General features: G+C 34.3%; 11 protein-coding genes and 1 pseudogene. 8 read left to right on the forward strand and 4 right to left on the reverse strand.

Features of this window, described 5'->3' with window-relative positions:
* Window positions 1-6: 6 nt before the first annotated feature.
* Window positions 7-1,662: a type I restriction-modification system subunit M gene (locus tag PT281_RS06510; protein WP_277153085.1), complete on the forward strand. Its 1,656-nt coding sequence runs from the start codon at window positions 7-9 to the stop codon at window positions 1,660-1,662.
* Window positions 1,655-2,860 carry a restriction endonuclease subunit S gene (locus PT281_RS06515; protein WP_277153086.1) on the forward strand — a complete coding sequence of 402 codons (1,206 nt, stop codon included), beginning with the start codon at window positions 1,655-1,657 and terminating at the stop codon, window positions 2,858-2,860. The genes PT281_RS06510 and PT281_RS06515 overlap by 8 nt, the downstream gene beginning before the upstream one ends.
* A 345-nt stretch (window positions 2,861-3,205) precedes the next feature.
* Here the strand turns inward: PT281_RS06515 and PT281_RS06520 are convergent, their stop codons facing one another.
* The 3 genes and pseudogenes from PT281_RS06520 to PT281_RS06530 form a co-directional block, all read right to left on the reverse strand.
* On the reverse strand, window positions 3,206-4,126 hold the full coding sequence (locus tag PT281_RS06520; protein WP_277153088.1) for a site-specific integrase: 921 nt from the start codon (window positions 4,124-4,126) through the stop codon (window positions 3,206-3,208).
* A gap of 718 nt (window positions 4,127-4,844) precedes the next feature.
* Complete coding sequence (locus tag PT281_RS06525) at window positions 4,845-5,450, reverse strand: restriction endonuclease subunit S (RefSeq protein WP_277153152.1); 606 nt, start codon at window positions 5,448-5,450, stop codon at window positions 4,845-4,847.
* Between the two features lie 48 nt (window positions 5,451-5,498).
* Window positions 5,499-5,933, reverse strand: a pseudogene (locus PT281_RS06530) (restriction endonuclease subunit S); the annotation flags it as partial.
* Between the two features lie 601 nt (window positions 5,934-6,534).
* Here PT281_RS06530 and PT281_RS06535 point away from each other — a divergent pair.
* From PT281_RS06535 to PT281_RS06550, 4 genes are all read left to right on the forward strand, one after another.
* Window positions 6,535-7,497: a D-2-hydroxyacid dehydrogenase gene (locus PT281_RS06535; RefSeq protein ID WP_277153090.1), complete on the forward strand. Its 963-nt coding sequence runs from the start codon at window positions 6,535-6,537 to the stop codon at window positions 7,495-7,497.
* Between the two features lie 186 nt (window positions 7,498-7,683).
* Window positions 7,684-8,682 (forward strand): helix-turn-helix transcriptional regulator, encoded by a 999-nt coding sequence (locus PT281_RS06540; RefSeq protein ID WP_277153091.1) that lies wholly within the window; start codon window positions 7,684-7,686, stop codon window positions 8,680-8,682.
* A gap of 176 nt (window positions 8,683-8,858) precedes the next feature.
* Complete coding sequence (locus PT281_RS06545; protein WP_277153093.1) at window positions 8,859-10,049, forward strand: MFS transporter; 1,191 nt, start codon at window positions 8,859-8,861, stop codon at window positions 10,047-10,049.
* A gap of 11 nt (window positions 10,050-10,060) precedes the next feature.
* A complete protein-coding gene (locus PT281_RS06550) occupies window positions 10,061-11,683 on the forward strand; it encodes an amidohydrolase (RefSeq protein ID WP_277153095.1) in 1,623 nt (540 codons plus the stop codon).
* A gap of 122 nt (window positions 11,684-11,805) precedes the next feature.
* On the opposite strand, the gene PT281_RS06555 is transcribed toward PT281_RS06550, so the two are convergent.
* The gene (locus PT281_RS06555) at window positions 11,806-13,572 is read right to left on the reverse strand and encodes an oligopeptide ABC transporter substrate-binding protein (RefSeq protein WP_277153097.1); all 1,767 of its coding nucleotides are present in this window, start codon (window positions 13,570-13,572) and stop codon (window positions 11,806-11,808) included.
* Window positions 13,573-13,815: 243 nt separating this feature from the next.
* Here PT281_RS06555 and PT281_RS06560 point away from each other — a divergent pair, with 243 nt between their 5' ends.
* Both PT281_RS06560 and mdcA read left to right on the forward strand, forming a co-directional pair.
* Window positions 13,816-14,742 (forward strand): acyltransferase domain-containing protein, encoded by a 927-nt coding sequence (locus PT281_RS06560; protein ID WP_277153099.1) that lies wholly within the window; start codon window positions 13,816-13,818, stop codon window positions 14,740-14,742.
* Window positions 14,727-16,391: a malonate decarboxylase subunit alpha gene (gene mdcA, locus PT281_RS06565; protein ID WP_277153101.1), complete on the forward strand. Its 1,665-nt coding sequence runs from the start codon at window positions 14,727-14,729 to the stop codon at window positions 16,389-16,391. Before PT281_RS06560 ends, mdcA begins: the two co-directional genes overlap by 16 nt.
* The last annotated feature ends 10 nt before the right edge of the window (window positions 16,392-16,401 follow it).

Raw genomic sequence — 16,401 nt, forward strand, 5'->3', positions numbered from 1 at the left:
AAACTAATGAGTGAAAATCGTGCTCAAGAAATTACAAGCAAATTATGGGCTATGGCCAATGAATTGCGAGGAAATATGGCAGCTGATGAATACCGTAATTATATTCTGGGTTTCATGTTTTATCGGTATTTGTCTGAAAATCAATTAGATCATTTACGTAAAAGTGACTTATTGACTGGAAATAATTTTGAAGAATTAAATAAAGACTATCTCAAGCAAGCAGTAGGCGATGAGCTGCAAGACTTCCTGACGGCAATTGCGGAAGACTTAGGTTATGCAATTGAACCAGAATATACTTGGCAGTCGATTACTGATAAAGTCAATAATAATACGTTGAAGCCTGAAGATTTTCAAGAGATGTTTAATCGCTTTAACGATAACACTAAGATTAATACTAATGCCGAACAAGATTTTAGTGGGGTCTTTGCCGATATTAACCTAGGTAACAGTCGTTTAGGAAATAATACTAATCAACGTGCTAAGTCATTAATGAAAATTGTTAATTTGGTTGATCAGTTTGAATATAACGATGAATCTGGTCATGATATTCTAGGGGATGTTTATGAATATCTGATTGCTAAGTTTGCCGGTAATTCTGGTAAAAAAGCCGGGGAGTTTTATACACCACACGAAGTTTCACAAGTTTTAGCTAGATTAGCAACTGCATCTGCCAAGAATAATGGTGAGCCGTTTAGTGTCTATGATGCTGCGATGGGCTCAGGGTCATTGTTATTAACAGTTCAAGGTGAATTAAGTAAACAATTTGGCAAAAAGATTTCAGTTCGCTTCTATGGACAAGAATTAAATACGACAACATACAACTTGGCACGGATGAACTTAATGATGCACCATGTACCATATCAGAATATGACTTTATCTAATGCTGATACTTTGGAAGAAGATTGGCCTGAGCGTAAAAATGTTGATGGTAGTGAAGGTCCACAAACTTTTGATGCAGTCGTGATGAATCCTCCATATTCGCAAAAGTGGGATAATGACGACCGAAAATTAAAGGATCCGCGCTTTGGGGAATATGGCGCATTACCACCTAAGAGTAAAGCAGATTACTCCTTTGTTTTGCATGGTTTATACCACTTAAAAGATAGCGGTACAATGGCGATTGTTTTACCTCACGGTGTTTTGTTTAGAGGTGCTAAAGAAGGAAAAATTCGTCAGGCCTTAATTGATAAAAATCGTCTTGATGCTGTAATTGGATTGCCAGCAGGGTTATTCTATTCAACTAGTATTCCAACCGTTATTTTGGTATTAAAGAAAAAGCGTGAGTGCAAAGATATCTTCTTTATTGATGCCAGCAAGGATTTTGAAAAAGGTAAAAATCAAAATCTATTGCGTGAAAAGGATATTGATAAGATTGTTTCCACTTATCTTAAGCGTGAAGATGTTGATAAGTATGCTCATGACGCTAGTTTAGACGAAATTAAGGAAAACGAATATAATCTTAATATTCCACGTTATGTAGATACATTTGAAGAAGAACCACCAGTTGACATTAAAAAAGTCGTGGCTGAAATTCAAGAAACTGATAAAAAGATTAGGGAGCTAAATAGCTCTATATTAGAAGATTTGAATGACTTAGTAGGTTCTGATGAACAATCAAATCAAGAAATAGAATTGCTGAAGGAGTTGTTCAAGAATGAGTAAAGATACTAATGTACCGCGAATTAGATTCAAAGGATTCACTAACGCTTGGGAACGGGATAAACTAAAAAATATATTGTCTGAATTCAATAAAAAATCAAAAATAGAAAATCAATATAAAATTCTTTCTAGTACTAATAGTGGTATGGAGTTTCGAAATGGTCGTGTTTCTGGCAATTCAAATACTGGATACAAGATTGTTAAAAATGGTGATTTAATACTTTCCCCACAAAATTTATGGTTAGGAAATATAAACGTTAATAATATTGGTGTTGGATTGGTTTCTCCTAGTTATAAAACATTTAACTTTACTAATATTGATTCAAGCTTCATTGAGCCACAACTTAAAACAAAAAAAATGTTGGAAAAATATAAAAATGTATCAGTCCAAGGAGCAAGTGTAGTTAGACGAAATCTTGATTTAGAAGCTTTTTATCAAATTGATTTAAATAAGCCTAATATTGATGAGCAGCTTATTATTGGCAACTTTTTTAAAAAAATCATTCTTTTTATTACTCTCCAAGAACGTAAGCTAGAACTGTATAAACAACTTAAGAAATATTTGCTTCAAAAGATGTTTGCCAATGAACAGGAAAAAGTCCCTCAAATTAGATTTAAAGGATTTAATGAAGATTGGGAACAACATAAGCTTGAAAAACTAGCTAAATTTTCAAAAGGCATTGGTTATACAAAAAATGATTTAAAAGATAGTGGCGAACCAATTATTCTTTATGGTCGCCTTTATACACAGTACGAAACGGTAATTAAAAAAGTTGATACTTTTGTAAATAAAAAAGTCAATTCTGTAGTTAGTACAGGTGGTGAAGTCATTGTACCAGCTTCTGGAGAAACTGCAAAAGATATATCAAGGGCTTCAGCTATTGGAACATCAGGAATTATTTTAGCTGGAGATTTAAATATTATTGATACAGGAAAAGATATTAGTTCTGTATTCCTTGCCTTAAATATTTCTAATGGTACACAGCAAAAAGAATTGTCCAAACATGCACAAGGAAAGTCTGTAGTTCATTTACATAATTCTGATTTAAAAAAAGTTATGTTAAATCATCCATCATTAAACGAACAACAAAAAATCAGCTCACTTTTCTTGAATTTAGATAGTCTCATTACTGGCAAAAATCACAAACTAAAGTTATATAAACAACTTAAACAATATCTTCTCCAAAATTTATTCTGTTAATCACAATATAATACATACAAAAAAGGACATATTTTTCAATTAATTCAGAAAAAGTATGTCCTTTTTATTTGATTTGAAGAAAATTATCGTCTATTTTCAATAGCTTTAACAAAAAATATATAAACTATTTTACCTATTATTGGCAATGCCAATGATACGCTATAAATTATAGCAATCTATGTCATCTACGTTAGTAAAGCGTGTCTTATCTGTTTATCATTCACGCACTTTTTTAGTACATCAGCATTTTTAAGATCTAAAGTTTCATTGACAAAATTACAATGATCTGACTTTTTTCGTACTTAATATAATCTTTTGTGAACTTTCACGTTTTGACTCCATTAACTATTTCAACGTTGAAATATAATTAATAATTTTATTGTTATCTTGATTATCTAGTTCGCGAATCACATGAAGATATGTTTCTTGAGTTGTTGTAATACTGGAATGGCCCAGTCTCCTAGCAACTGAAGCAATTGAAACACCAGCGTAGAGTAGCACACTAGCGTGAGTATGTCTTAAACCATGAACACTGATTATTGGAATATTAGCACGTTTACATAAAATTTCCAAGCGATTATTAATTGTGGAATTAAATATGCGTTGTTGCTTCTGAACGAATATTGGCTTACTTACATTCATTTTTTTAGTTAAATGTTTAAATTGTGTATTTAACTTGCGATCAATTGGTATTTTGCGAATTGATGAATCATTTTTAGTTGGGATAAAATTGCCAATTTTTGATTTATAATCCCAAGTCTTATTAACATTAAGAGTTCTAGCTTCAAAATCAAAATCTTTAGCAGTTAATCCCAATACTTCACTAAACCTTAAACCCGTTTTAGCTACAAGCAAAATAAAATAGTCCCAAGAAATTCTTGGGCCTATTTCCAATTCTCGCATTAATTTAATGAGCTCTTTTTGACTAAGATATTTCTTCTTGTGATTACGAATTATTGTTCCTTTAATAACGACTTTTCGGGTTGGATCACGCTTAATTAACTCATCGTCAAGAGCATCAATTAGCGAAGACTTAAGATGACGATTAAAATCAATTACCGTTTGATGCTCATGATTTTTCGCATATTCATTAATAATTTTTTGATATAATTTACGATCTAATTGATCTAAAGTAACATTAGGTGCTAATTTCTTCAACGTTCTAAGAGTAATCTGATACTTTGCAAAGGTAACAGGTCTAACTGCACCATTTTTATATAATTCTATCCATTCTTCAAAATACTCCCAAAATAACTGCTTGTTCATAAAAATAATACCTCCAAATAATTTTACTCATAGGGCTTAATTAGCTTAAACTATGTTGGATAATGGTCAAAAAGTAATGCATTTGTAGCCACAAATTATTGCTAAATACAAATAATAATAAAATTGATTTGAGGCGATATTATTAATAAAACTTTGCAGGTACAAATGGATAGCAAACTTGTGGATGAAGCAGAAAGAATCTTAAAAGATTTAGAACGGCATTGTTCAACTGCCTTGAAAATTTTTTATCAACAAATTACATGAAATAATGGCTTACTTTTTGTAGTTAAAAAATCTAAAATACTAAATGAAGAAACTCTAGATACTACGAATGAAGACGTATCTAAGGCCAATACATACGATGATTTAGATGAATAGTGGCATGATTTAGGTATTTAAACTAAGTTAAAATATTAAAGTTACAGCTAAGTTAAATAAAGATGTCAAATGATATAACAAGCAAGTATTACCAATAACTCAACTTAAGCTGATTATTCATGAATTTGAGCAAAATTACAGCTTGTCTTAAAATCATAAAAATAATGCTTGGGATGGGAATTATTCTAATTATCTTTAATACCATATAAAGCTAGATCGATTATTAATCTATCAAATTAATAAAACAACTTTGGCACTTATTAGAATATGCAGTCATGCAGAACTATTTAAAAAATAAAGCCATATTCTTTAGTTGAAGAATATGGCTTTTTAATGTATGTTAACAAAATAAATTTTGAAGAAAGTATTGTTTAATAGAATGAAATATATTTGTTGTTTCTATAGATTTAATTTGTAAATCTATTTTTTCAAAAAATCCCCCTATATCAAATTGTTCTTTCAAAAGTGGAAACTTTAGCTTTATTTTACCTATTTCTTCCTTATTTATTTTTTTAGGAAAAGCCACTTGTAAAGTCCTTTTCCAAATTTCTTTTTGAACTTGTGGGGTATTAATAGAACTAAATAGAAATAATGAATTGATACTTTTAGGTTTTATTAAAGCAAGACTAACATAATATGCCACAGATTCTCGTCTTTTATAAATATTTGCAACACCTACACTTCCAATTCTTGTCATAAATATATCACCCTTTTGAGGCGGATTTTTAAAATCTTTTTTGAAATCCTTTTTTGAAATATATTTAGTTGAATTAAGTGTTTTAATGTTTTCTACGCTTAAAAACTTTATACCATAATCAGTATAATTTGGAGTTTGGTGAACGCCATCAAAAATATTTACCATTTTGTGTAATGAGTTTACTTTCCAATCTTCATAAAACCCTTTAAATCTAATTTGAGGGACTTTTTCCTGTTCATTGGCAAACATCTTTTGAAGCAAATATTTCTTAAGTTGTTTATACAGTTCTAGCTTACGTTCTTGGAGAGTTATTAGGTAATCAATATTTTTAAGGAATTGTCCTATCTGTTTTTGTTCTTCATAAATAGGAAACATAACTTTTTGTTTTAAAAAATCAGAAGTTACTAAATTATTCATCATAGTAGCTTTAATCGTTGATTTTCTAAGGATATTACGCATAAAAATCTCATTATTGATAAAGTGCTTCCAATAATATAAATCATATTTTTTTATAGGTCTGAATACATTGAAAACATGTGATACTATACCATCTCCAATATCGTTTTCGACAAATCTTCCAAATGCATAATTTTTACTTTTATTACCTTCAAAAGCAATATCACCTAAGCGAAAAACATTATATGTTTTCATATAATTTATATCTGATTGTTTAATTTCTTTTTTGAAATACATATTTGCTACTGAAATAATCGAAGATTGTTTAAATGATAAATCGTTCTTTTCAGATACTTTTTTATATAAACTTGAAAAAGTATCCCGTTCCCAAGTAAATGTATCATGTGATAGAAACTAACTAATACTAAATTATCCAAATAATTATTGACAATATTCTAACTATCTGAGTAATACATTAAAAATAGGCGATAGAATAATAATTGTGATATGACTTAAGTATTCAGTCGTTGCTTAAACGAAAAGAAGAATTGATGATGCGACTCAAGAGTATAAGTTTTATTCTCAAAATTCATGCGCTATAATGACAAAAGAAAAGAAGTTCTAATGGGAATAGAACTCCTTACAGAAGCCACTAGCTAAAGTGGTGGCAAATAATAATTATCTAGTAATCATCAGCTCTGCCAAGCTAAAGTGATTACTTTTTGTTTCTCGTAAAAAATAGATATAAATGAATATAATTATAGTTTTATTGTTTTAAAATAATCTGCTGTAATAACAAATTTAAAGCTGGGTTTATCGCAATATTTTAGTTAGCTAAGTGATGCGTTAAAAATAAGCAATAGAGCGATAATTAATCTAATTAATTGCTATAATAAGATTGATTAAAATTCTTTGATGATAGAAACGAGGAAACAGCGTGAAAATTGTAAATTTGGATAGTTATGCCTTGAACCCAGGTGATTTAGATTGGACACCACTAAAAGAATTTGGCGAATACAGATTATATGATCGGACACCAGTTGATGATAACGCAGAAATTTTGCGCCGGATTGATGATGCTGAGATTGTCTTAACCAATAAAACACCCCTTGATGAACAGGTGATTAATGCAGCGCCGAACTTAAAGTATATAGGGGTGACGGCAACAGGCTACAATGTGATTGATGTTGATGCAGCTAAGAAAGCTGGCGTTACTGTTACAAACGTTCCAACTTATGGTTCAGATGCCGTAGCGCAATTTACTTTTGCCTTATTATTAGAAATTTATAATCAAGTTGGTTTACATAACAAGTTAGTTCATGAGGGCAAGTGGACGAGCAATCCTGACTTTACATTTTGGGCTAAGCCATTATTTGAATTGCAAGGCAAGACCATTGGCTTAATCGGTTTTGGTGCAATTGCTAAGCGCGTTGCCGAAATTGCGCATGCGTTTAACATGAATGTCATTTTCTACAATCATCGTCCTAAAGAAGTTCCTGGTGATTGGGTTAAGCAGGTTAGTCTTGATGAGTTGTACAAAGAGGCAGATATTATCTCGCTGCACGTGCCACAAACTCCTGAAACAACCAATATGATTTGTGCTGGTTCAATTAAGCAAATGAAGTCCGGTGTCGTCATTATTAATACGGCTCGCGGTGGCCTCATTAATGAGGCGGACTTAGCTGCTTCTTTAAATGACGGCAAAGTTGCTGCTGCCGGTGTTGATGTTGCGCAAACAGAGCCGATAGCTGCAGACAGTCCATTATTGACAGCAAAGAATTGTTACATTACACCGCATATTGCATGGGCTCCTCATGAAACACGTGATCGCTTATTACAGATTGTTTTTGATAATTTACGAGCTTACTTAAATGGCAAAAAATTAAACGTTATTGAATAATTATCATTAACGACTAAATAAAAGGTATTAATTCAAGTTCCTCACTAAAAATAAGGATTGAATTAATGCCTTTTTAGTTTTTACTAAGCAATATTATTAAAGTTTGCCAAATTAATGTAAGCGATTGTGTTAAACTCAAGATAGATAGTTACAAAGTTGGCATGATTGGGGATAGGAGCTTTAATTTTGCAGGAGATATTTGTTTATATTTATAATATTGCATTCATTATATTATATTTGTGGGTAATTAATGTTTCTAGTTATGCTTATAAAGCAACTAATAACAGTATTTTTTATTATGTCGAATTACTTTATGTGGTTTTAATTATTGATAGTACATTTGCATTTTCGTTTGATTTATTACGAACTGCTAACAGCGGGTTGAATGTTTATGGACGTACTTATTATTTTGCTAGAATTTTATTCTTTTTAATTGGCGGTGATTTGTATGTCAAAATTGTAGCTAAAATGCTGATGCAAAAGCAAAAGTTGCTTTTCTATATACCGATTATTGTCGTAGCAGTGTTAGATATTGGTCATGTCTTATTTTTTTATGGTGATATTCACACAGTTGTTTGGCAAAGAAGTATTCAGGATGCAGGAATTTTAATGCTATGTCTATTATATGCTTGTAAGTTGCATAAAAATCAACAGTTAGCCAATCAAGAATATTATAGCCGTGCAGTGTTAATTACCGGAATCTTTATGTTTTTGTCTTGTATAGAAGGTATTATCTATTTTAGTTTGTCTAGTTTGAATAATCTTAGCTTTAATAAATTGCTTAGTTATATGAAAATTATTGGTTTTAATGAGGATTTATTTTCACTTGTCATGTCTTTTTTAGTTATTTGGTTTGCTAAACATGAAGAATTAAGAGCAGATAAAATGCATTTAGAAGTATTAGTTCAACACAAGATGAATCAGTATCAGGCAATGATCCATGAAAAAGAAGTTGCTAATGAAGAAGATCAAGTGGTTGCGTTTTGTGACTATTATAAAATGACTAAGCGTGAATCAGAAATTTTACGATTAGTATTAAAGGGTAAAAAGAATCAAGAAATTGCTGATGAATTATATATTTCAGTTGGTACAGTTAAGTCGCATATTTATAGTATTTTTAAAAAGTTAGCAATTGATCGGCGCAGTCAATTGATGCATGTTTTTATGGAATATAAAGAAAAATAAAATTAAGCCTGCTAAATGCTAGTTTAGCAGGCTTTTTAAATATTCTAATACTAAAGTTTAGGTATGCTTAATTTGCCAAATTAGCAAAAATATTACCAAAGTTGATTGAAAATGTTTATATGTTTTATTAATTTGAATCTGTAATTAGTCTTCATAATTAAGGGGGAAGAAATAAAATGGAAAAACAAAAGTTACCCAGCTATCGCTGGGTAATTCTGACAATTGTTAGTTTGCTTTGCTTAATTGCTAACTATATTCAATTTCAGATTTCAGCATTAGCAACTGCCATTATGCCGCAACTGCATATTACAACTGCAGAATTTTCAAGTTTATTGATGGCACCAATGTTAGTTGCTGTTGTACTTAGTATTCCAGCAGGATCATTAGGCGATAAGTTCGGTTCTAAACGAGTTATTACTGTTGGCTGTATTTTATCGGTAATTGGTGCTTTTGGGCGCTTTGTTGCTACTAATTTTGCAATGATGATGATTATGCTTCTATTATGTGGTATTTTCATCGCGCTACTTAATGCTAATTTAATTAAAGTTTTAGGTACTTGGTTTAAACAGGATACTGATTCAGCTATGGGAATTTTTTATGCTGCATCATGTTTAGGCATCACGCTGTCACAGATTACTGGTTCTTGGTTTGCAACTGTTAACTCAGCATATATGTTTTCATCCGTTATTTTATTAATCTTGACGGTATGCTGGATAGTTTTTGTGCGTGATACACCTAAGGGTGAATCTTTGCCGCCTGCAGAGCCAACCATGAAATATTTAAAAGTCGCTATTAAAAGTAAGAATACTTGGATTGTTTCAATTTGTGCGGGCTTAGGTATTGCTTCAACTACTGCATATGCGGGGTTTTTGCCACAAGCTTTGACGTTAGGTCAACATATTAGTAACGCAACAGCGGGCGTTATGGCCGCAATTGTTACTGTTGGTAGTTTCTTTGGTTCATTAATTGGACCGGCAATGTGCAATAAAATTGGTCGTTATAAGCTATTTTTAACAGTGACAACGTTAATTGGTGCAATTGTAATGTACTTTACTTGGTATACACCAGCTGGCTTCTTTTTATGGGTAATGCTAGTAATTAATGGTTTCTTTACTGCTATTAGTGGTCCAATTGTGCAAGCAATGCCAATTCAATTCTCAGAGATTGGAGAGAAATATGCTGGTAGTGCCGGCGGAATTGTCGGCACTGTATCTATGCTCATTTCTTATATTATTCCAATTATTGTTTCGAAGATTGCGGGTAATGATTATGCAATTAATTTAGGAATTGAATCATTGATTTTTGGTCTATCAATCATTTGTATTTTAGCTTTACCTGAATTGGGTAGTAAGGCTAAAAGTAATTGAGGGAGATAATGATGACAGAAAAAGCAGATTATATCTTAAAAGGGAATGCAATTTTTACTGGTAATGATAGCAAGCCGCAAGCTGGATGTGTCTTGATTAAAGGAAACCGAATTTTAAAGTTAGTTCCATTGGCACGGTTAACGGGTTACATTGATGAGAATACCACAGTAATTAATTGTGGTGATCATTTGATTATGCCTGGATTCAATGATTCTCACATGCATATTTCGTTAGGTTCAGTACAAAATGATCCGGACTTTTGTATTCAAATGATGGATTGCAAGAGCGAAGAGGAATGTGTACAAATGGTTAAAGATTTTGCTGATTCTCATCCAGATAATCCATGGATTTATGGTACTGGGTGGTATTCAGAAGTCTGGGATCAGCCACATACGCCATCAAAGAAGTCACTAGATGCACTGAATTTGGATCGACCAGTTTGTTTAAATTCGTTTGACCTGCATTCAGTCTGGTGCAATGAAGTCGCTTTAGAAAAAATTGGTATTACAAAAGATACACCTAATCCCCAAGGAGGCATTTATGGTCATGATGAAGATGGTGAATTAAACGGTATTTTATATGAGCCACCAGCAACTAAGGCAATGATGGATGAGGTCTTAAATGTTCCGACTTTGAAACAATCATTATTAAAATGTTTGAAACATTTTCGTGAATTGGGCTTAACTTCAGTAGCAGATGTTTATCCGTCAGGCTTAACTAATGATAACATTCCAGAGATTTTCGATGAGCTAGAAAAAAGTGGTGAATTAACAACTAGAATAACTTCATTTCCATCTTTAACTGATGTTAAGGGTGCTAAGGAATTACAATCAAAATACCATACTGAAAAACATCGTGTTGCTGGAGTTAAGCAGGTATTAGATGGGGTTGTTGAAGCTCATACAGCATTGCTTAGTAAGCCGTATGATAATGATCCGAGTGTTTCAGGGGATGCATCATTAACTCAAGATGAATTAAATAAGTATGTTTTAGAAGCACAAAAAGCTGATTTACCAGTAAAAATTCATGCAATTGGTGATCAGGCAAGTACGATGGCTCTTGATGCTTACCAATATGCTAAAGATAGGCTAGGTAAGTTGACATTGCATAATTCAATTGAGCATATTGATATGATAAGACAAGATGATATCAACCGTCTGAAGAAGTTAAATATTATGTGTTGTGTCCAGCCGCAACATTGTACTGGTGACTACATGAGCGGTGGGTACTTACCATGTATTGGACAAGAGAGGCTGTCTCATACTTGGCCATACCGTGAAATTCTTGATTCTGGTAGTCATTTAGGCTTTGGTTCGGACTTTCCAGCTGTTTATTCAGTTAATCCAATGTGGTCGATTTATGCAGCTGTTACACGCTGCGAACCTAATGATGGTCAGCCTAGTGGTGGCTATTTCCATGAGCATGTTGTTACTTTATCGGAAGCTTTACAGGCTCATACTAAGTGGTCCGCTTACGCTGAAACTTTTGAAGAGGATTTAGGAACAATTGAAGCTGGTAAGTTAGCTGATATTATTGTTTTAGATCGTAATTTATTTAAGATTGATCCAATGGATATTCGTTTTGCTAAAGTAGACATGACAATTTCTGATGGTAAAATCGTTTATAAACGTTAATTAAAATACAAGTCAAATGCCTTAGTAAATGGCAAGTGCTGAGTTAAAAATAAGGAATAACATAAAAAATCTGTACAATTAAATTTTTGTACAGATTTTTTGCATGTATCTTTAAATCTTAATTATTTAACAAATCCAACTTTATACCATAATGGATGGTTATTATTTGATTGTGCCGGTTCTTTTGAATAGCCCGTAATATCAGAGTTAACAGCAGTAATTGTATAAGCGTTATCGATTGGGATTGCCCATGCTTCATCAGTCATGTATTTTTGCCACTCGTGGAATTTCTGAACGCGATACTTGTGGTTAAATGCCTTAGGCGAGTCGATTTCTCGTAATAATTTATTGTTTTCCGGTGTTACATAACGCATGTAATTCAAAATCGAAGTTTCACTATAATACGATTGCGGTGATGGTTCACTTGGCAGTCCCCAACCAGCCATATACATGTCAATTGATGGGTCATCATTTTGAATCTTATCATAGAATGAATTAAATTCAGTTAGGCGTCCACCAGCCAACTTAACGTTCAAGCCAATTTTGTGCCATTGCTGCAAATAGTTTTGAACAATTGGTTCTTGGTTGGTATCACCACTCATTGCCGCAAATGTAATCGTCAGCGGCTTACCATTTGGCTGAACACGCCACTTGCCCTTCTTTTTGAAGCCAGCCTTATCTAAAATATTATTGGCCTTTTTCAAATCATAATTAAAGCCAGGATTGGTTTTGTCTGAGTAATCACCATATTGTGCTGGGATTAGGGTTGGTACACGGAACTTGATGCCATGAGTGTAGTGTTTATCTACTTGATCAACATTCATTGCGTAGCCAATAGCTTCACGTAAAGCTTTATTGTTCATTTTAGAATTTTTGTTCATGACATTTTTATTCTCTTTGGCATTCCATTTACCGACTTTGAAGCCAATATAATGGTAAGACAGGGGAATTTGCGCAACAAAGTTGACGTTTTTGGTATCTTTAACCTGCATCCATTGTGTAGGAATAATATCAGCGACATCGAATTTATGGCTTTTAATTGCTTGGGTGGCGGAGTTAGGAGCAACAACTTGTAGAATAATTTTGTTTAACTTTGGTTTTCCGCGCCAGTAGTACTTATTAGGTGTCCAGGTAACTGATTGCCCACGAGTGACTTTGGCAGCCTTGAACGGACCGAAAAAGAGTGGCTTTTTCCTAATTTGATCAGAAGATACCAACTTGTTAAACGGGATATTCTTTAAGTAATGGTATGGCTCGGCAGATTCCCAAAAATAGCGGTTGCCGCTGTTGTACATGCCAGGTTTTAATTCGTAAAAATGAATGATAATTGTTCGGCCGTTATCGCCATCAGGCATTTCGATTCCGGAAATACTGCGGGCTTTGCCATTATGATATTCCTTTAAGCCCTTAATGTTCTCCAAGTTCTTGTTATAGCGTTCAGATTTAGAATCCTTGTTGGCAATGATTTCATAAGGATATTCTAGATCTTTAGCAGTTACTTGTTTGCCGTCTGACCACTTAACGCCTTTTTTAACAGTAATAGTTACTGTATTATCTTTGCGATTAAGTTTTAAAGTCGCGGGACCCTTGTCTGTAATTTTGTAATGATTATCGGTATCAAAGAGAGTCTCGGCGCCGGGACTGGCAACGGCAGAATCAATGTCACTGGTTGACAATTCATTGGAAAAAATACCGGAAAATGGGGTATCAGTTTCCAAAGCTAGCTTCAAAGTGCCACCTTGTTTGGCAGGCTTAACTGGTGTCGATTCTGGCAATTTACTTACAGACTTGCTTTCGTTTGCAGTATCACTGCTCTTGCCACAAGCAGTCAAAGCGAGTGCAGCTGCGGTTACAATTCCTAAAGAACTTAATATTTTAGTTTTGCGCATGGTTTTACTCCTTTACATTTAATTTTTATTTAATAAATTTGTTATAAATTTTAGCATATTAAATTAATAATTGCTAAACATTTTTAATATTTATGGATTATTAATAATTTTAAATAGTTCAGTATACTTATTGTTTTAATAAAAATACTAGCTTAAATATATCAAAATATTAATAGTTTTAAATTTAAGTAGGTAATAAAGCCTTTTTTCGGGAGATAATAAAGTTTAAAATTAATGTCGTAATTGAAAGAAGATGATTGTTTGCGCGCATTATGGCTATTTTCAGGACAAGGTAATCAGTTTGCTGGGATGCTGGCTAACGTTACGCCAGAATTGAAAGAACATGTTGAGCAATTATTAGATTTAAAGTTATTGGACACAATCGAGGGCTACCAGGATTCTGTTCAATTGCAAGTCAGTATTGCCTTATTGCAGGTTTACCAGATTAACCAACTAATGGCTGCTGGAATTAAGCCAGATTTAGTGGCAGGTCATAGTTTGGGCGCTTTTGCGGCAGCTTATGCAGCTGGTGCAATCAAGCAGGATGATTTGTTTCATGTTGTCAAACACCGTGCTGGTTTAATGCAGGATGCTTATCCAAGTGGATATGGCATGGGTGTAGTAGTTGGTTTGACTAGGGAGCAACTGGCACTAATAGTCAAGAAAGTAAATACTCGCAAAGGGCCAGTTTTTCTGTCAAATCAAAACGCTGCTAACCAAACTTGCCTCTCAGGAAAATTGACAGGAATTGATCAAGTGTTGCGGTTAGCCAAACAAAATGGCGCAGTGCTCGCCCAACGCTTGCAGGTGCCAGTCCCATCGCATTCACCGCTAATGAAGAAAGTGGCAGGACAATTGCAGCAGGAAATCAGTCAAATTACGATTAGTAAACCCCACTGCCGCTATTTGGCTAATTATTCGGGTCGCAGTGTGCGGCAGGAAAAGTTCATTGCTGCAGATTTAAGTAGTAATTTAATTCATCCAGTTTATTTTGAAGAAATGATTAATGTTGCCAGTGACTATCAGCCAGAAGTAATTATCAACTTTGCCCCAGGAGCGCCATTTAAGACGATTTTGCGGGAAAAATTTGGTGATTTATATCAAATTAACCTTAATCAGACAAGTATTGCGGATGCAGTTTACTTATTAAATAAATGGAACAAGAGGTAGTAAAAATGAGTGTAAAACAAAATTGGGCCACACACCGTGCGGCTAAACTTCAAAAGTTAACTAATGCGAGCAGGTTATTGAATGGTAAGTTTGCTAAAACTGAAGATGCCACGGCAGTTTTGGAAACCCTGATTAATTCCGGCGATAGGGTTGTTTTGGAAGGCGATAATCAAAAGCAGGCTAGTTTTTTATCAAAAACCTTGGCTAGTGTTGATCCTGAAAAAGTTAATCATCTGCACATGATTATGAGCAGTATTTCGCGACCTGAACACTTGGACATATTTGAGGATGGCATTGCCAGCAAAATCGACTTTTCCTATGCGGGTCCGCAGAGTACGCGTGTGTCACAGATGGTTGCTGACGGCAGTTTGCAAGTTGGTGACATTCATACATATTTGGAATTGTATGCAAGATTGTACATTGACTTGATACCTAATGTTGTCTTAGTTGCTGCCGACCAAGTGGATCATTCAGGTAACTTATATACGGGTTACAATACTGAAGAAACACCGGTAATTGTGGAAGCTGCTGCGTTTCATGATGGGATTGTGATTGTTCAGGCAAATGAAATTGTTGATCGAGTTCCGCGAGTTGATATTCCTGGAGATTGGGTCGACGTAATTATTCCAGCTGATGAACCGTATCAATTAGAGCCGCTATTCACGCGTGATCCGCAAAACATTACTGAGCTGCAAATTTTGATGGCAATGATGGCCATTCGTGGTATTTATGAAAAGCACAACGTGCAGTCAGTTAATCATGGCGTTGGCTTTAATACTGCAGCAATTGAATTATTACTGCCGACTTATGGTGAGCAATTGGGACTAAAAGGGAAGATTGTACCTAACTGGGAGGTCAATCCAACACCAACACTGATTCCAGCAATTGAATCAGGTTGGATTGAGTCGATTCACTCGTTTGGCGGCGAAGTTGGCATGGAAAAATACATCGCGGCTCGGCCTGATGTTTTCTTTGTTGGCGCTGATGGCACCATGCGCTCAAACCGGGCTTATGGTCAAATGGCGGGACAATATGCCCTTGATATGTTTGTGGGTTCAACCTTACAAATTGACCAATATGGTAATTCATCGACAGTAACTCATGGACGGTTATCTGGCTTTGGTGGGGCGCCTAATATGGGCTCGAACCCAACAGGACGGCGGCATTCTACACCAGCTTGGCAAAGTTTGCGTCCTGATGATGATCCGTTAGCTAAGGGACAAAAGTTAGTAGTTCAAATGGTAGAAACCTTTGGTGCCAACAAGAAGCCCGTGTTTGTTAATCAACTAGATGCGGTTGCGGTTCAAAAGGAAGCCAAACTGAAAAACGTGCCAATAATGATTTATTCTGAAGATACAACTCATATTGTTACCGAGGAAGGAATTGCCTACCTTTACAAAACTGACAGTATGGCTGAACGTCAGGCTGCAATTGAAGCAATCGCGGGCGTCACTCCAGTTGGCTTACGCTCGAAACCGGCAGTAGTTGAAGATTTACGTCAACGTGGTATTGTTGCCTTTCCAGAGGACTTAGGCGTGAAAAGAAATCAGGCAACGCGTTCACTTCTAGCAGCACAAAATATGGAAGATCTTGTTCAGTGGTCTAAGGGATTATACACGCCGCCAGCTAAATTCCGCAGTTGGAGTTAAGTTTAGTAGA

It is taken from the genome of Lactobacillus sp. ESL0701 (assembly GCF_029433445.1).
GTDB lineage: Bacteria > Bacillota > Bacilli > Lactobacillales > Lactobacillaceae > Lactobacillus.